General features: G+C 65.5%; 15 protein-coding genes. 7 read left to right on the top strand and 8 right to left on the bottom strand.

Annotated elements, in window-relative coordinates; all coding sequences use genetic code 11:
* Positions 1–118: 118 nt before the first annotated feature.
* Positions 119–739, bottom strand: a complete 621-nt coding sequence (locus tag MJ797_RS10345) for a hemolysin III family protein (RefSeq protein WP_374581923.1) — start codon at positions 737–739, stop codon at positions 119–121.
* Between the two features lie 415 nt (positions 740–1154).
* Between MJ797_RS10345 and MJ797_RS10340 the strand changes: the two genes are divergently transcribed.
* The 3 genes from MJ797_RS10340 to msrA all read left to right on the top strand — a co-directional run bounded on the left by MJ797_RS10340 (position 1155) and on the right by msrA (position 5823).
* Positions 1155–2978, top strand: a complete 1824-nt coding sequence (locus MJ797_RS10340; protein WP_239334101.1) for a phosphoenolpyruvate carboxykinase (GTP) — start codon at positions 1155–1157, stop codon at positions 2976–2978.
* A 726-nt stretch (positions 2979–3704) separates the two neighbouring features.
* Positions 3705–4997 carry a PhoH family protein gene (locus MJ797_RS10335; RefSeq protein ID WP_239334100.1) on the top strand — a complete coding sequence of 431 codons (1293 nt, stop codon included), beginning with the start codon at positions 3705–3707 and terminating at the stop codon, positions 4995–4997.
* A gap of 157 nt (positions 4998–5154) precedes the next feature.
* Entirely contained in the window at positions 5155–5823 is a 669-nt protein-coding gene (gene msrA / locus MJ797_RS10330; protein WP_239334099.1) for a peptide-methionine (S)-S-oxide reductase MsrA, read from the top strand.
* A 244-nt stretch (positions 5824–6067) separates the two neighbouring features.
* On the opposite strand, the gene MJ797_RS10325 is transcribed toward msrA, so the two are convergent.
* Both MJ797_RS10325 and MJ797_RS10320 read right to left on the bottom strand, forming a co-directional pair.
* Positions 6068–6361, bottom strand: a complete 294-nt coding sequence (locus MJ797_RS10325; RefSeq protein WP_239334097.1) for a hypothetical protein — start codon at positions 6359–6361, stop codon at positions 6068–6070.
* A 36-nt stretch (positions 6362–6397) separates the two neighbouring features.
* Positions 6398–6583: a hypothetical protein gene (locus tag MJ797_RS10320; RefSeq protein WP_239334096.1), complete on the bottom strand. Its 186-nt coding sequence runs from the start codon at positions 6581–6583 to the stop codon at positions 6398–6400.
* 562 nt (positions 6584–7145) lie between these two features.
* Between MJ797_RS10320 and MJ797_RS10315 the strand changes: the two genes are divergently transcribed.
* Together MJ797_RS10315 and MJ797_RS10310 are read left to right on the top strand one after the other, a co-directional pair.
* Entirely contained in the window at positions 7146–8513 is a 1368-nt protein-coding gene (locus MJ797_RS10315; protein WP_239334094.1) for an NACHT domain-containing NTPase, read from the top strand.
* Between the two features lie 77 nt (positions 8514–8590).
* On the top strand, positions 8591–9136 hold the full coding sequence (locus MJ797_RS10310; RefSeq protein ID WP_239334092.1) for a hypothetical protein: 546 nt from the start codon (positions 8591–8593) through the stop codon (positions 9134–9136).
* Positions 9137–9444: 308 nt separating this feature from the next.
* Here the strand turns inward: MJ797_RS10310 and MJ797_RS10305 are convergent, their stop codons facing one another.
* Entirely contained in the window at positions 9445–9636 is a 192-nt protein-coding gene (locus MJ797_RS10305) for a hypothetical protein (RefSeq protein WP_239334090.1), read from the bottom strand.
* Between the two features lie 504 nt (positions 9637–10140).
* On the opposite strand from MJ797_RS10305, the gene MJ797_RS10300 reads away from it, so the two are divergent.
* Positions 10141–10614: an SRPBCC family protein gene (locus tag MJ797_RS10300; RefSeq protein ID WP_239334088.1), complete on the top strand. Its 474-nt coding sequence runs from the start codon at positions 10141–10143 to the stop codon at positions 10612–10614.
* Positions 10615–10869: 255 nt separating this feature from the next.
* On the opposite strand, the gene MJ797_RS10295 is transcribed toward MJ797_RS10300, so the two are convergent.
* A complete protein-coding gene (locus MJ797_RS10295) occupies positions 10870–11538 on the bottom strand; it encodes a TetR/AcrR family transcriptional regulator (protein ID WP_239334087.1) in 669 nt (222 codons plus the stop codon).
* Between the two features lie 418 nt (positions 11539–11956).
* A complete protein-coding gene (locus MJ797_RS10290) occupies positions 11957–12505 on the bottom strand; it encodes a hypothetical protein (protein ID WP_239334086.1) in 549 nt (182 codons plus the stop codon).
* Between the two features lie 406 nt (positions 12506–12911).
* On the opposite strand from MJ797_RS10290, the gene MJ797_RS10285 reads away from it, so the two are divergent.
* On the top strand, positions 12912–13475 hold the full coding sequence (locus MJ797_RS10285; RefSeq protein WP_239334085.1) for an NUDIX hydrolase: 564 nt from the start codon (positions 12912–12914) through the stop codon (positions 13473–13475).
* A gap of 136 nt (positions 13476–13611) precedes the next feature.
* On the opposite strand, the gene sthA is transcribed toward MJ797_RS10285, so the two are convergent.
* Positions 13612–15021 (bottom strand): Si-specific NAD(P)(+) transhydrogenase, encoded by a 1410-nt coding sequence (gene sthA / locus MJ797_RS10280; RefSeq protein ID WP_239313912.1) that lies wholly within the window; start codon positions 15019–15021, stop codon positions 13612–13614.
* Positions 15022–15568: 547 nt separating this feature from the next.
* On the bottom strand, positions 15569–16960 hold the full coding sequence (locus MJ797_RS10275; RefSeq protein ID WP_239334084.1) for an aspartate ammonia-lyase: 1392 nt from the start codon (positions 16958–16960) through the stop codon (positions 15569–15571).
* Positions 16961–17690: the final 730 nt, after the last annotated feature.

Genomic DNA, 17690 nt, shown 5'->3' with positions numbered 1-17690 from the left:
GACCACTTAGCGGTCGCCGAGGGGAGCGTCGTCCGTTGGCGTGTGGGTGTTCTCCCCGGTTATGGAGTTTGGCCTTCTGGTGACCGGTGCCGGCCGTGCGCCGGTCACCGGCATCAGGTCATGTCGCATAAATGGCGAAGATGACGGCAATGTAGTGGCACGCCGCCGCGACGATTGTGAAGGCGTGGAAAACTTCGTGGTACCCGAACGTTCCCGGGGCCGGGTTCGGGCGTTGGGCCGCGTAGACGAACGCCCCGATGCTGTAGAGGACGCCGCCGACAATGATCAGGACCAGCGTTGTCACGCCCGCGGTGCGCAGCAGCTGAGGTATGACGAAGACCGCCACCCAGCCCAGGGCGATGTACAGCGGGACCATCAGGAAACGGGGTGAGTGCAGCCAGAGCATCCGCAGCCCGATCCCGACCGCAGCGCCGCCCCAGACGATCGTGAGTATGGTCCGCGCGGTCTTCGGTGGCAGCGACAGCAAGGTCAGCGGTGTATACGTCCCGGCGATGAAAACAAAGATCATTGAATGATCGAGCCGCTTCATCAGTGAGCGGGCGCGTGACGTTGCCCACATTTTTCGATGGTAAAGCGCGCTGGTGCCGAACAGAAGGGCGATGCTCAGCGCATAAATACCGACGGCCAGGCGCGCGCGGAACGTGCCGGCCAAGGCCACCGCGATTACACCGAGTGCCACGCTGACCGGGAACGCGCCAGCGTGCAGCCAGCCGCGCATCCGTGGTCGTACCAGGTCATGGGGATGCTTGCCGAAGTCATGTCCGGGTACCGTTGTGGTCACGTGGTGACCGTATCTTGCGTCAGCTCTCCTTACTACCCGCCGCACTACCCGCCGTGAATGTTGCCGTCCGCATCCGGTTTCGCAGCGTGACAGATCTGCCCCGCTGCGAGGCGCTTCGACCGCGCGACTGTCAGAAGCTCCCACGGTAGAGTCAAAAGATCCTGTACCCGGCCTCGAATCGCCCAAGCCGTGGTGGACTCGCTATGTAGTGCACAGTGGGGTGTCGGCACGTTGTTGCGGGTTCACTACGCATGCGTTCCGCGATCCCGGGCACGAGTGGGCCTGCCATGGCAGGGACGTATGGCGACACGGCGAGGCTGTGGTGGGCTCAACTCAAGCGGAGGTGGGAGCTGTGACGACCGCGGCGCAGATTCCGGGGCTGGACGCTGCCCCGACCAGGCATGCCGGGCTGATTGCCTGGGTACGCGAGATCGCCGAACTCGCCCGACCGGAACGCATCCAGTGGTGTGACGGTTCTGACGCGGAGTACGCGGAAATCGCGCGATTGCTGGTCGACAAGGGCACTTTTGTGCCATTGGACGAGGAGAAGCGTCCAGGTAGTTTTTTCGCGGCTTCCGATCCCACCGACGTTGCCCGAGTCGAGGACCGTACCTACATCTGCTCGCGCGATCCTGCGGATGCCGGACCGACCAACAACTGGATCGACCCGGATGAGATGAGGGCAAAGCTGCGCGGTCTTTTTGCGGGCAGTATGCGCGGGCGCACGATGTATGTCGTGCCCTTTTGCATGGGCCCGCTGGGCTCACGAATTTCCGCTCTTGGTGTTGAAATCACCGACTCGCCGTATGTTGTCGCGTCAATGCGGATGATGACACGAATGGGCGCTCCCGCTCTCGAGCAGCTGGGTACGGACGGGTTCTTTGTCCCGTGTGTGCACTCGTTGGGCGCGCCGCTCGAGCCGGGCCAGGCCGATGTCCCGTGGCCGTGCAACCCGACGAAGTACATCACGCACTTTCCGGAGACCCGGGAGATCTGGTCGTTTGGATCCGGTTATGGTGGGAACGCCCTGCTGGGCAAGAAGTGCTATGCGTTGCGGATCGCCTCGGTAATGGCCCGCGACGAGGGCTGGCTGGCCGAGCACATGCTTATTCTCAAGTTGACGTCGCCGACGGGCCGGGTGCACTTCATCGCGGCGGCCTTCCCGTCGGCCTGCGGCAAGACCAATCTCGCAATGATCATTCCGACGTTGCCAGGCTGGCAGGCCGAGACTGTCGGTGACGACATCGCCTGGATGCGTTTTGGGGATGACGGCCGGCTGTACGCGGTGAACCCGGAGGCCGGCTTCTTCGGCGTGGCACCGGGTACGGGTATCGAGACCAACCCGAACGCCATCGAGACCCTGTGGGGGAACACGGTCTTCACCAACGTCGCCCGCACTGACGACGGGGACGTCTGGTGGGAGGGGCTGACCAGGGACAAGCCCGCGCACCTCATCGACTGGAAGGGGCGTGACTGGACGCCGGAGGCCACCGAGCCGGCCGCCCACCCCAACGCCCGCTTCACGGTGCCCGCGAGCCAGTGCCCGACGATCGCGGCGGAGTGGCAGGACCCGAAGGGCGTCCCCATTTCGGCCATCCTGTTCGGGGGGCGTCGAGCGACCGCGGTTCCCCTGGTGACCGAGGCGCCGACCTGGCAGCGCGGGGTGTTCTTCGGCTCGATCGTCGCGTCCGAGACAACCGCGGCCCAGGCCGGAGCGATCGGCAAGCTGCGGCGTGACCCGTTCGCGATGCTGCCGTTCTGTGGCTACAACATGGCGGACTACTTCGCGCACTGGCTGGCGATAGGTCGCAAGGCCGATCCGGAGAAACTGCCGCGGATCTACTATGTCAACTGGTTCCGCAAGAACGCGCAGGGCCGGTTCATGTGGCCGGGCTACGGCGAGAACAGCCGGGTCCTGGCCTGGGTTGTCGGGCGGCTCGAAGGCCAGGCCGATGGGGTGGAGAGCCCGCTGGGCATCCAGCCCACCGCCGAGGCGCTGCCCACGGAAGGCCTCGACGTCGCGCCTGAGGAGCTCGCCGAGTTGCTCACCCTTGACACCGAGGTCTGGAAGCGGGAAGCGGAGCTGATTCCAGAGCACTACCGGACCTTCGGGGACGGGCTTCCCGCCGAGTTGTGGGCCGAGCAGGAGGCCTTGGTCGCCCGCCTGAAGGACTGACGACCACTCGCCGTCCGGCCGAAGAGTGCGTGATCATGAGTTTTTGCGCACTCGGCGGCCATTATGGTCGTGCCCGGCTGAAGAGTGCGTGATTATGGTTTTCGCGCACTCGGATGCTGTTGGGCTCGGATGGCTCTGGACGGGATGTCGTAGTGGTCATTACCACGCTGTGTCTGCCGGTGTTTTCATGACGGTTTTTCGTGATTACGGTGGATTCCCGCGGTCAGCCTGCGGGGCACGGTGCTACCGGCCGGATCGGCGTCCGCTATGCGCCATGAGCGCGGCTTCGACCGCTGTCGTTCTGGTCGGGGCCCTGTCTTGCCCGCCACTCGCCGGCCGATCCGGTGGTGACGTTCATATGAACGGCGGGCCACATCGTTGTCCAAGGCCGCTCGATCCGGATTAGGCGATCAACCTGTTGTGTCTGGGGCACAGGCGGTTTCGCGCGGCATCACTATATGGTCGGTGACCGTCGCCGAGTGTGTTGTGCGAAAATGGTCGCCTTTTCGAGGCGGGGGAGCTAGCGTGTGACCCTGGGTTCCGCTGGCGGACGTTACCGAAGGACGATCCGTCGGGTGGATCCAGCTGGCTCAAGTTGTGGTCCGGCACTGGGCTGGACCACTCGGGAGGCCCCTCGGTGCCGCATTCGCGACAACGCCAGGAGGCCGGTACCCGGCCCCCTGTGGGGCTTGGTCCCGGACTTCCTCCGAGTAAGCGGGTGGGCGTGTGCCACGAACGCATGTCGTCGACACAAGCGTGCTCTTGTCTGATCCTGGTGCGCTGCTGCGGTTCGCGGAGCACAATGTTGTGCTTCCGCTGGTTGTCGTAGGGGAGCTGGAAGGTAAGCGGAACCATCCCGAACTGGGTTGGTTCGCCCGTGAAGCCCTTCGTTTGCTTGACGACCTACGAATCCGCCATGGTCGGCTGGATCAGGCGTTGCCGTTGGATGACGGTGGAACTCTGCGGGTTGAGCTAAACCACAGTGACCCGGCTGTGCTCCCGCCAGGGTTTCGGGTGGATGACAATGACTCGCGCATTCTTGCGGTAGCGCTCAATCTTGCTCGGGAGGGCGACGAGGTAGTTCTTGTCACAAAAGATCTGCCGCTGCGGGTAAAGGCGTCCGCGGTGGGGCTCTCGGCCGAGGAGTACCGGGCGCAGAGCCCGGTGGACTCGGGCTGGAGCGGCATGGCCGAGCTCGCAGTCTCCCAGGATGACCTGGATCGGCTCTACGCCCGTGAGACTGTCGAGATAACCGAGGCGGCCGGGCTGCCCTGCCACACCGGTCTGGTGCTCACCGCCGCCGGCGGCAGCGCCTCGGCGCTCGGACGTGTGACAGCGGACAAGAAGGTGTGCCTCGTCCGGGGTGACCGGGAGGCCTTCGGCCTGCACGGACGTTCCGCGGAACAACGTGTCGCGCTGGACCTGCTGCTCGATCCCGACGTTGGGATCATCTCTCTCGGTGGGCGGGCCGGCACCGGGAAGTCCGCGTTGGCGCTGTGCGCGGGCCTGGAGGCGGTGATGGAACGACGGCTGCACCGCCGGGTTGTGGTGTTCCGTCCGTTGTACGCCGTTGGTGGTCAGGACCTCGGCTATCTGCCGGGCAGCGAGAACGAGAAGATGGCGCCCTGGGCGCAGGCCGTCTTCGACACGCTCGGTGCGCTGGTCTCCCAGGAGGTCATCGAGGAGATCGCCGACCGTGGGATGCTTGAGGTGCTGCCGCTCACGCACATCCGTGGCCGGTCATTGCACGATGCGTTCGTCATCGTGGATGAAGCCCAGTCGCTCGAGCGCGGGGTGCTGCTGACCGTACTGTCGCGACTGGGCCAGGGATCGCGCGTGGTACTTACACATGATGTTGCACAGCGTGACAACCTGCGGGTTGGCCGGCATGACGGAGTTGCCTCCGTGATTGAAACTCTCAAGGGACATCCGCTGTTCGCGCATGTCACCCTCACCCGTTCGGAGCGATCGCCGATCGCCGCACTGGTCACGACCATGTTGGAGGACCTTGTTCTGTAGCTCGGTCCGGTAGTCCGCCAACGGCGGCATGGGTGCCCGACCGGCAGCGCGGCCGGTCGGGCACCCATGGCCGCGGCGGTTGTCGACCGGGGCGCCCGGGAACGTATCGGGGACGGCCGCGGTTGACACCGTGGACACGTCCTGGAGGTGTTCGCACATGCTCTTCGCTCGTCACAAGCCGGCTCTGCCAACGGCGGAGCGGGCGCTGCCCGGCCGCTCGCAGGCGGCCTTCGCGGTACCGGACCGACACGCGGTCCTCGGTACCCCGTTGCGGGGCCCTTTCCCCGCGGGTTTCCAGATCGCGGTGTTCGGGCTCGGCTGCTTCTGGGGCGCGGAGCGGAAGTTCTGGCAGACGCCCGGGGTGTATTCCACCGCGGTCGGGTACGCGGGCGGGATCACCCCGAACCCGACGTACGAGGAGACCTGCTCCGGGCTCACTGGTCATACCGAGGCTGTTCAGGTCGTGTTCGATCCGGCCGCGGTGAGCTACGAGGACCTGTTGAAGGTCTTCTGGGAGGCGCATGACCCGACCCAGGGCATGCGTCAGGGCAACGACGTCGGCACCCAGTACCGCTCGGCGATTTACACCCACTCCGACGAGCAGCGGGCCGCGGCGGAGCGCAGCCGGGACGCTTTCCAGGCTGTCCTGACCAGGAGCGGTTTCGGTCCGATCACTACCGAGATTGCCCCGGCTGGCCCGTTCTACTTCGCCGAGGATTACCACCAGCAGTACCTGTCGGACAGCAAGAACCCGAACGGCTACTGTGGCCTTGGCGGCACAGGGCAGTCTTGTCCGGTCGGTGTGGCCTCGCCCGACGCGGGCTGAGCCGTAACCGCTGTCGTCGGACGCGTTCACCCCAGATGCACTCCACTGACATCGCGATCGGTGCTGGGGCCGTGCCGGTCAATGCCTGATGCGGGCACGGCACGGCCGTACCCGGCCGCGTTACCGCTCGAAGATGTCGTGGGTGCCGATGCGGAGCCACGAAGAATCTCACCGTCCGCATCCCGGACAACCCCGCCATACCCGTCTCGTCGCAGCGACGGCCGACATCCGTGGGAGAGCTCGCTTACCGCTTGTAGATATCGTGCGTGCCGATGCTCAACCAGATGATGTGTGGTCCCGGCTTCCCCGGGATGATGTCTCCGTACTTCCACAGCGCTCGGCCGTCTGCGGCCCAGCGCAGCTCGAACGCACCCGGGATTCTGTGGAAGCGCTTTACACCGAGGCGTGGACCTAGGCGCTCACCGGCAAGGAGTGCCGCCAGCAGCCGACGGCGTGCGACGTGGAAGGCGGCCTGCTGGTCGGGGCGTAGCCGTGCCCATTCCGCCCGGAAGCGGTCATCGATGTGGAAGGTAGGCACACGGAGACGATAACGTGTACGCCCGGCACGTCATCATCAGCTGGCTTGTGGGCGAGCGGCCAGCTCGTCGAGGAACGACTCCAGCTCCTCGTCAGAGGAGAAGCTCACGAAGTGACCCGTGGCGATGTTCGCATCGCACTCGGCGAAGGCGGCTTCGTCGTCGGAGGTGGGGTCGATCTCCTCGGCATCGGCGAGGATCGGCGGCAACTCAGACTTCTCCATGCCGGCCTCCTCCTGCCCCAATCCAGCCAAGATCACAAACGGACCAATACGAGCAAACGCATGACCAGAACAGTACCGTAGTTCGATCTGCCAGGCGTTCCACTCCGCCCACCACACGCATGCGCGTAGTACGCGCGCACCCCACCCGGGGTAGTTGGCTGATTGAGGTTCGTCGGACGTACCGCGCATAGGTCACACGTCACCCGCCCGGAACCCGCTAGATGTTGGCACCGAACCCGGACGGGAAACGTCTCTGCCGCCGGGTGGCGACAGGGACTGCGTCGTGTGTTGGTCGTAGGCTGGCCTGCCGAGTCTGGTAGGCCAGCCTACGATCTGGACGACTGTCCGCACCTCCTGTGCGCGGTGCTCCACCCTTTCCGCATGCTGGGTTTGGGCACTGGTGACGTTGGCCGGTTCTTGGGAGCCCTCGACGGATACGCGTCCGTGTGAGCCACGTTGGGTTGGGTGCTCGACACGCTTGCATGATCTGTAACGGTTCATGGCAAAGTTACCGGCTATGCGTGGGCGTAGGGGGACGGCGCTATGGCTGACGGTGGCGGTCGTGGCGGTCGTGGCTGCGGTCGTGGCAGTACAGAAGCATGAGGGTCCCGGGGCAACGCTGCTGGGTATCGCTGCGTTGGTGCTGGCTGCTGCGGCGTTCATCGCGGACCGCAAGGGGGAGCGGGCCGGGAATACCGCAGTAGTGGACTCGGCTGACCGGCTGGCCGACCAAGTGGGGCGTAGCTGGTCGGTGGAGGCATCAAAGCGTGGTCTCAATCAGCCCCCGCTGGAGGTGTCCTGGATACCGGCGGACGGGGCGCTGAGTCAATCCTGGTCGTACCTACAGACTCTGGCGCGGGCGGGCTGCGGCTGGCAGTCATTTCCCCAGGCAGCGGCCGGCCCGCAGGCGCTCACCGGCGCGGGCGGGCAGCTACGGCAGACCTGGGAGCAGGTCCCGACCCGCAGACTGGTCGTGCTCGGGGAACCCGGGTCAGGCAAAACCATGCTGCTGGTTGGCCTGGTCCTGGACCTGTTGAAACGTCGTAAGACCGAGGGCGGGCCGGTGCCACTGCTGATACCTCTGACCTCGTTCGACCCCGGCAAACACAGCCTGGACGGTTGGCTGGAAAAAGGAATCATACGGGACTATCCGTGGCTGAAGTCGCGGATGGCTTCCGGGGCCAGCCTGGCCAGAGCGTTGCTGGATGCTGGGATGATCATACCGATTCTGGACGGGTTGGATGAGATCCACGTCAGCAGGCGAGCCGAGGCCATCCGTGCGATCAACATGACGGTGCCAGCCGGTAGGGGCCTGATTCTGAGCTGCCGGAAGACGGAGTTCCGCCACGCGATCCGCCCCACTCCCGGTCAGTTGGTGCACCTGGAAGCGGCCACGGCCATTGAGCTGCGCCCCCTGCAACCGGACACGGTAGCCGGCTATCTCACTGCCACAGCCGGCAGTCTGGGGGATGCCCGCTGGACGCCGGTCATAGCTGCGCTGACAGCCGTGCCGGCACCACCGGCAGCCCAAGCGCTGTCCACACCGCTGATGGCCAGCCTCGCTCGCACCATCTACAACCCTCGGTCCGGTGAGTCCGCCGTCGGTTTACCCAACCCCGCCGACCTATGCGACACCACCGTATTTCCCACTCGCACTGCCGTCGAGGAGTACCTGTTCGATGGGTTCATCCCGCTGCCTATCGGCCCCACCCCGACGATCGGAATCGGTGGACCGCCGATCAGGCCACCCCTTATCTGGTCTTCCTCGCCCGCCACCTCGAACACCGCCTGCACACCACCAGCCTCGCCTGGTGGGAGCTCCAGCGCGCCGTACCACGCGCTCTCTGGGCTCTCGTGGGCGGACCCGCATTTGGGCTCATGGCCGGGCTCACGTCTAGCTCCCCATTCGGGCTCGTGTTTGGCGCTCTGAGCGGACTCGGAGCTAGTGGGTCGGACAATCCTTCCCCGAGGCGAATCTTCTTGCGGCGGCCACGGTTTTTCGGGCTTATGATCAATCTGGCGGGCGGATTCGTGTTCGGGTTCGTGATCGTTTTCGTGGGCAGGTTTACAGACTCATCCAAGGAAATTCTTATATCCGGGCCAGCATGTGGCGTCCTGGTCGCGCTCGTAGTCATGTTCGAACTCGTGGGCGAAATCAATGAAACTGCGGATACAGGACAAGCAGTCGACCCCCGGGCTGTCCTGGTTCGGGATCGCGTAAGTGTGCTCGTACTCAGTCTCGTGGGCATATTCATGATTGGAGTCGCGCTCGGACTTGGGGTCAGGGTGAAGTTCGGCTCCGGGCTTGTGAAGTCTGGCTCCGTGGAGTACATATATGGACTCGCGTTTGGCTTCGTGGGTATGGTCGGGCTTTTCTCGGCCTGGGGGCGCTTGGGTCTTGCCCGTCTATGGCTGGCCTGGCGCGGCCACCAGCCCCTCCGTCTGATGGCCTTCCTCGCGGACGCCCACGAGCGGGGAGTCCTGCGACGGGCCGGCGCGGTGTGGGAGTTCCGTCATGCCAACCTGCAACGCCGACTCGCCAATCTCCCCTGAAGATTAACGATCTCTATGGTCTGGCCAGTTACGTGAGCGGCTCCAAGGCCGTCTCGGGCGATAGATTATTGGCTGGCCCGATCGGGGGGCATCGTCGCTTTTACCGCTCGAAGATGTCCCTATTCACTCGCAGCTTCGGATGAAACGAGCCCGACGTCAGCCCATCACGAAACAGCGCAACAGCGTGCCGGAACGCGGCTTGCTGCGCGGGGGAGAGCCGATGGAACTCCGCGAGAAAGCGGGCAACCGGCTCAAAAGTGGGCACGGTCACGACAATAGTAGTGAAGGGTGAGTACCCCGCCGAGAGGTCAGCTCGCCTGTGGGTAGGAGTCTGCGGACAGTACGTCGAGCAGGGCGTCGAACGCGGCATAGCTGGTACAGATGACCGACCGTCCTGCAGCGAGATCCTCGCGCGCCTCGTCAATCGCCCGCTGAGTGACAGGGTCCGGTTCGTCGACCCACTCGTGAGGGTCCGGGACGATGACACCGTAGATCTCCATGTGTCCTCCCGTGCAGTCGGTTCTCTTGGGAGGCTCCATCTCGGATGGTAGAGCATCATGTGCTGGCTGGGCAGCTGCTTCCCCGGCACGTGGCCGCTGCCACGCGGTGACGGCGGACGCCATTCATGCACCACCAGCGCCATCACCGGTCGTTCGGCAGGACACGGAACGTCTTGTGGCTGCCGAGTGGACGTATTGCGCGGAAGTAGCGCTGGTCGAGTTCTGCGGTGCGCTACCCGGACCAGCGCGACGGCGAGCCGGGCATCCTCGACGTGGTGGACCACCCGGTAGCCGCCCACCCTGAGCCGGTGCGCACCCGAAGGTTCACCGGCGAGTGCTCAGGCCCCGCGGGGACGATGATCGTTCGACAGCCGTGTCGGGGATTCTTGCGATGTGTGCGTGGTTGCTGAAGAGTAAGGGCATGAGATCGATGTTGCTGCCGCTGTCCCCGGCGATCCAGGTCGACCTCGTGGGACCTGGGCGCGGGCCGGTCGTGGTGGGGTCATGAGCAGCCGGCGCCGTGTTTTCGTGGTGACCGAGACATCGGGGGCGTCACCGTCGGTGGTGTTCGATCTGCTGGCGGACGGTGAGGGCTGGTCACGGTGGGCGGGTCCGCTCGTGTCCCGGTCCCGTTGGGAGCGGGAAGGTATGCCCGCGCCGGGTGGGGTGGGGGCGATACGCCGGCTCGGTCGGCCACCGCTGTATGTCCGGGAGGAGATCGTCGAGTATGTGCCCGGCCAGCGGCATGCCTACCGGATGCGTTCGGCGTTGCCAGTCCGGGACTACCTGGGGACGGTCGATCTGTCTCCGCTGGACAGCGGTGGTACACAGATTGTCTGGCAGGGCAGTTTTGTGCCGCTTATACCCGGGACGGGCGCTGTGGTCGTCGTCGGCGTGAGGCTGTTCGTCGCCCGGCTGGCCCACCGTCTGGCCAAGGTCGCGATTGCTGGTACGGGCACGTCGTCGCCTGCCACCTGAGGGGTGGCGGCGGCTGTGGTCTATTGATCCGGTCGATCGTCTACTGATCCGCGGTCCAGCTCCGCCCTTTTGCCCAGCCGTCTCATCCGGTCACCCACGGTTCGTCAGCCGGGAGTAGCGCCAGCGCCATGCCGGCGCTGGTCGGTGTGGCCCGCGGCCTTGCCAGGAGCCGCCTGGACGCGGCCCGCTGATCGAACGGCGACTTCCGAAACACGGCGTAGCCAACCAGGCCTGCTCAGTGATGGGCGGCTACCACTAGCGCGGCCGGGGGAGCAGCGTGTCCGTGAGGGTCCGGCCCAGCCAGGCCTCGTACTGTTCCGCGCTCCACTGCCAGATCACACGCAGCATGTGGTGAACTTCGGGAGTGGTGAGCGTCCAGATGACCGCGGCCGCCTGATCGACTGGCATCTCGTCACGCAGCGGCCCGCGTTCTGAGATCCAGCGAGCCACCGCCGTCATCTGCCGCCGCTGGCCCAGCCGCTGGTCGTGCTGAAGGGCGGCCATCTCCCGGTCGGTCACCGCCGCGTCGCGCAGGATGTCATCGAGGGGCCGCAGGCGTTCGAGCTGATGGGAGGTGTCCGCAGCCAGCATCGCGATCTGCCGCCGTTGATCGGTTTCTTGGCTGATCGCGTATGGTCCCGGTGTTGTGGGTGTCGGGCGCTGCCGGTCCCCATCCCCATCTCCGCCCGGCGCGTCGCTGATGCCCAGCAGCTCCTTGAGCAGCCCACGCTTGGACCGGAAGGTGTCGTAGACGGTGTCGGGCGAGACGCCGGCCGTTTTGCTGATCGTATTGATCGTTGTTGTCGCGTAGCCCTGCGTGTGGAAGAGCTCTCTGGCCGCTTCGAGGATACGCAGCCGGGTCTGGCGGGCCTGTTCGGTGCGCAGCGGCGAGCGGTACCTGCGCTGCTTGGCGGGGTTAGTCATCCGGCGTACTCCGACGGTGTCCAGTGACGCTGGAGTCAGCTGGAGAACGCACCGAGCGGAACTGGTAGCGGGTCGTGACAGCACGACACACGCTGCTCGGCAGCTTACCAGCATCAGCCACCTTTTAGCAATTTATAGCCCGATTTGGGCTATAAGGTAATGTGCCCTGCTGTCGCCGTGAAGTCAAATTGTCGCGGAGCCGGATCCCCGTGCGGCCTTCGGTCGCAGGACGATTGATGATCGTTGTTCTTTGGGCCGAACAGGCGTGACCTGCCGTCGCGTCCGCCAAGCGGCTGGCTGATGTGCTACTGACACCTGGTGTTGATATATGTGATTATTTTGTCTGAGTATTGTTGGTTGTTGCGTGACCGGCGGTGGGGGCTGGCTCAGCAGGGATCAGACCCGCCCCCGGCCGTCCCTATTGCTTACGGAAGGTGAGAATCGCGCCATTGGATGTCCCGACACCGGCCGTATCGATGTTGCCGGTCACGCCATGGCCGCGGAATCCGATGGCCGTTGCCAACCCGGGTATCTGATTGTCGCTGGTGATGGTGTAGCCGGCGGCTGACAGCGCCGTGCGGTAGAAGTTCGCCACCGCCGTGTCGGAAACGCCGGTCAACACCACTGTGGACTGGCTGTTGCCGGAGGTGCCACCGTTGACCTTGGCGCCTGGTGGGATCGGGAAGCCAGCTGGGACGTTTGGCTCCTTCAGGGCGTCGGCGCCGTTGGTCACCTGCTCACCGCCGGGCAGCCCTGTCGGCAGGGCCGTCGGCAGCCCTGTCGGCAGGGCTGTCGGCAACGAGCTCGGCGCGCCTGAGGAGGCCGTCGACGATGTCGCGTTGCCGTAACCGGATGATCCGCCGCATCCCCCCACCAGCAGCAGGGCCAGGCCCGCGCCCGTGGCCACTGCCGCCATCCGGTACCGGCCGGACTCGGCCGAACGTGCCAGAGCGTCGCAACGGCGCAACCTGATCTCCCCCTTCATGGGGCCGGGGCTGTCGGCACACCCGCTGTGTGACCGCCTCCGGCTGCCTGGCTTTGGTGTGTCTTTCACCACTAATATCGGTCACAACACCATAGGCGCCGCCGCTGACAGGCCGGGACGGTTGTCGGCGGCCCGTCAGCGCGCTCCGTTCAGGGCTGGAGGGAGCTGTGTCGGCCTGGCGACACGGGAGCCGGCGGGTGCGGCGACCGGCAGTCGGTTCACGCTGAGCAGGCTCATGGGCAAACGTATGCCGTCGCTGGGTTCTGCTGGGCTGGGATGGGTCCGGCGGCCGGGCCGGCACTCATGAACATGATGGGAACAGCGGCGCCTGGTAGGCCCTTGCTCATCCCGGATCGGCTTCTCGCCGGTACTGTGATGAGCCGTGGCAGTGAGCAACAATGCGGTCGCTGGGGTGGTTCTCAACTACCTCGAGGAAAATCCGGGCGAACTTGAGACAGTGGGTCCGCTGGTGCTGGCGGCTATGGGCGGGCCGAGGCCGGTGACGGACCGCACCACGATGCCGGGGCATGTCACGTGCGGCGCGGTCGCGGTCACCGCCGACTGGCGGGTGCTGCACATCCACCACCGGCGCCTGGCCCGCTGGCTGCTTCCCGGAGGGCATGTCGAGGCAACCGACCAGTCCCTGTTCGGTACGGCCCTGCGTCAGCTTGCGGAGGAGACCGGAATCGCCGCGAACACCGTGATCCCGGACACCGCCCGGCCGGTGGATATTGATGCGTACGTCGTCCCGGCGGATCCCGGCCGGGACGAAACGTCGCATATCCACTATGACATCCGTTTTGTGCTACATGTCCCAGACAAGGTCGTGCGCCTGCGTTCGGAGGAGATCTCAGATCACCGGTGGATGCTCCTTCAGGAAATCCCCGGGACGCTGGGTGACAAGCTGCGAATCCGCAGCGCCCGATCCGGGTGGGCGCGCGTCCCCCGCTGATCTGTATCGCTCGGGGCTGGGGTGCCCGGGGAGCCTCGATCCGAGGCGCGGTCAGCGCGGCTGGCCGCCTGCGTTGAGGGACACGTGCGACCCGGCCCGGACGAGATTCCGCCCGCGCGAGCGGTGGCCCGTCGTCTCAGCCGCTGAAACGGGCGATGGCGCGCATCTTGTTCATCGCGTCCAACGCGGCCACCTTGTAGGACTCGGCCAGGGTCGGATAGTTGAACACGGCGTCGACCAGGTAGTCGATCGTGCCGTCACAGCCCATCACCGTCTGGCCGATGTGGACGAGCTCGGTGGCGCCAGTGCCGAAGACGTGTACGCCGAGTAGCTTCCGGTCGACGGAGCTGACCAGGAGTTTCAGCATGCCGTAGGAGTCGCCGACGATCTGGCCGCGAGCGAGTTCCCGGTAGCGGGCGACTCCCACCTCGAAGGGCACAGCCCGTTCAGTGAGCTCGTCCTCGGTGCTGCCCACATAGGAGATCTCGGGGATGGTGTAGATCCCGATGGGCATCAGGTCGTGCCGCATCACGTGGACGTCCTCGCCGCAGGCCGCGTAGGCGGCGAGCCGGCCCTGTTCCATGGATGTCGCGGCCAGGGCGGGGAAACCGATGACATCTCCGACCGCGAAGATGTGATCTATCTCGGTCCGGAAATCCGACCCCACCTTGATCCGGCCACGGTTGTCGGCGCTCAGGCCCGCGTTGGCGAGGTTCAGCGCGGTGGTGAGCCCTTGGCGACCGGCCGAGTACATGACGGTGTCCGCGGGCAGCCTCTTGCCGCTTTCCAGCAACGTCAGCGTCCCGCCGTTGTGGCGTCCCACCGACAGCACCGACTCGCGGAACCTGAAGGTAACGGCAAGGTCGCGCAGGTGGTATTTGAGGGCTTCGACTATCTCCACGTCGCAGAAGTCGAGCATTCGGTCCCTGCGTTCGACGACTGTCACCTTCGTACCGAGCGCCGCGAACATGGACGCGTACTCGATACCGATCACACCGGCGCCGACGACGACCATCGAGCCGGGGATCTTGTCCAGGGACAGGATCTGATCGCTGTCAACCACCGTGCGGCCGTCGAAGTCGACTGTGCCTGGCCGGGCCGGCCGGGTTCCGGTCGCAATGATGATCTTTTCTGCGTGGACCCGCCGCTCGTCGATCTCGTCGGTGCCCTTGATGCTGATGGTATGCGCGTCGATGAAGCTTGCCGTACCGATGAGCAGCGTGACCCGGTTACGGCTGAGCTGGCTGCGAATGACGTCGATCTCACGCCCGATGACGTGCTGTGTGCGTGAGGACAGGTCACCGACCGTTATGTCATCCTTGAGCCGGTAGCTCTGCCCGTACATCTCCCGTTGGGTCATACCGGTGAGGTAGAGCACAGCCTCACGTAGCGTTTTCGAAGGAATTGTACCGGTATTGATACAGACTCCACCGACCATGTCACGGCGGTCGACGATCGCCACCCGACGGTCCAGTTTGGCGGCGGCGATAGCCGCTTTCTGCCCGCCTGGACCTGATCCGATGACGAGGAGGTCGTAGTCGTACATCGTCACCTCCTCAGGTGAAATCCCCACAATTGATTGCTGTGAGGCTATCCGGCCGGAAGGCTCGCGACGCCTCAATCGTCAGGTTGTTACCTCCGCTTCTCCGCACACATCCGTGCACCTCCACGGCCGTTGGTGGCACGTCGCAGCCGCCGGTGGCACTTCCGGATTTGCGTGATGGCATGGACGCGGTCTGTGGCCATGGGTGACCGGATCCGGCTGGCGCGGCCGAAAAAATTTTCCGAGTGCCCGTAACCTCCGTCGAGCCGTGTCGTTGAACCAGGTGCGGGGGTCGTGGGGACTTGCTGGGGGGTTCTCCACGGCCCCCCGCTGCTCTCGGCCGCGAACCGCCCCGGCATCTTCCCAACCGTTATGATCTTACTGGTGTGGAGGCCCGGGAGACCGGCCCGGAAAAAAGGCTTCGGCCCGGAAACCGGTGCGGCCGTATCCCCTCCGGGGCGTCGCTATTGGTCCCGGGGCTTTCGGGCCCGTTGGGCCGTGGAGCGCGCGATCGTGGTTTTCCGTGTACGCGGAGGCCCCGCGCGGAAACCTATGGGTGAGTCATTGACAGGACGTCCAGCGCGGCGTCCAGCTGTTCCTCGGTGAGTGTGCCGGCGGCCACATAGCCGCGTTCGAGGACGACCTCCCGGATTGTCTTTTCCTCGGCCAGGGACTGCTTGACGACCTTGGCGGCCTCTTCGTAGCCCAGGTAGCGGTTGAGCGGCGTCACGATGGACGGTGAGGACTCGGCGAACCGCCGGCAGCGCTCGACGTCCGCGACGATGCCGTCGACGCAGCGGTCCGCGAACAGACGGGTGATGGTGGACAGGATGTGGATCGACTCGAGCAGGTTGCGCGCGATGACGGGCAACATCACGTTCAGCTCGAAGTTGCCCGCGGAGCCACCGAAGGCCACGGCCGCGTCGTTGCCGACGACCTGCGCGACAACCTGGCACACCGCCTCGGGAATGACCGGGTTCACTTTTCCGGGCATGATCGAGGAGCCTGGCTGGAGGTCGGGCAGGCGGATCTCCCCGAGTCCCGCGCGTGGACCCGACGAAGCCCACCGCAGGTCGTTGGCAATCTTGTAGAGGGACAGCGCGATCACCCGTAGTACGCCGGAGGCCTCGACCAGGGCATCCCGGGAGGCCTGGGCCTCGAAGTGGTTGCGTGCCTCCGACAGGGGCAGGCCGGTGGATGCGGCCAGCTGCTTGATGACCGCCGCGGCGAAGCCCGGCGGGGTGTTGATGCCGGTGCCCACGGCGGTGCCGCCCAGCGGCAGTTCGCCGATCCGCGGCAACGCGCTGTGCAGGCGCTCCACGCCGTAGCGGACCGCGGCCGCGTACCCGCCGAACTCCTGCCCGAGGGTCACCGGTGTCGCGTCCATCAGGTGGGTGCGTCCGGACTTGACGACTTCGGCGAACTCGATGCTCTTGCGTTCCAACGACGTGGCCAGATGGTCGAGCGCGGGCACGAGGTCGCGGACGATTGCCTGGGTCGCGGCGACGTGGATCGACGAGGGGAAGACGTCGTTGGACGACTGTGAGGCGTTGACGTGGTCGTTGGGGTGCACCGGCCGGCCCAGCCGCTCGGTGGCCAGCGTCGCCAGCACCTCGTTGGTGTTCATGTTGGATGACGTCCCGCTGCCGGTCTGGAACACGTCGATCGGGAAGTGGTCGTCCCAGCGCCCGGCGGCGACCTCCGCGGCCGCTGCGGAGATCGCCGCCGCGGTCTCCGCGTCGAGGACACCGAGGGCCGCGTTGGCGGTGGCCGCGGCAGCCTTGATCTGCGCGAGCGCGGCTATGTGGGCAGGGGAGACCCGCTGGCCCGAGACGGGGAAGTTCTCAACCGCACGCTGGGTCTGTGCCCGCCACCTGGCTGTGGCCGGTACCCGCACCTCGCCCATGGAATCGTGCTCAATACGGTACTCCTGCTCGCTCATGTGTTCCCGCTCCAACCGGTCGTTACCTGTTCGACAGCTGCCTTCCGTTCTGGAGGTTAGGGCCTGGCCGGGCCGCGTGATCGAAGATCGGCTGGACGGGCTGGAACCGTGGCCTGTTGCCAGGCGGCCTGTCGCCCGGCGGCGCGGCGGGTCGCGGGGTACGGGAGCCTGGGTGGCGACGGCTGCGTCCGTGGATATGCGACATTGATCACAGCAAGATCAATCATGATCACCCAGGTTGACCGGCGCGTGGCCGGACATGTCGCCGCAAGAATCATTAACCAGTCATATTTCGGCCAAATTATTTATCGATTCTTGCCGTCCAGCTCCTGGTCAAAACGGTTCGATCATACTTTTTTCGGATCGCCGATACGGGTTCCGAAACACCTGTCCGGCAGCTGTCGTTCCGGGCGTCGTGTAACTCTCCCCGGGTTCGGTGTCAGCTGCTGCTAGCGTTGGCGTCGGCGCAAGAAATGGTGCGGCGGGGAACAGAGTGCGGTAACGACTGGAGTCGGCCGCCCGAACAGGTGGGATGGCGGCGGTCGTGCGTTCCAGTCTCCGTTGTTTGCTGGCCTGTTCCACGGCTTTGGCCGTGGTATTCGCCACCAGCTCCTGTGGATATGGCGATTCCGCCGGGGCCGACGGTTCGTCGACTGCCCTCCTTGCTCCGTTGAATGCGCCGGCAGCGACGGTGCCTGTCGACAGGGTGCCAGCCGGCAGGGGGCCGGTC

The sequence above is a fragment of the Protofrankia sp. CiP3 genome (genome assembly GCF_917627345.1).
In the GTDB taxonomy this organism is placed as follows: Bacteria; Actinomycetota; Actinomycetes; order Frankiales; family Frankiaceae; genus Protofrankia.
This window is presented reverse-complemented; position numbering and strand designations above follow the sequence as displayed.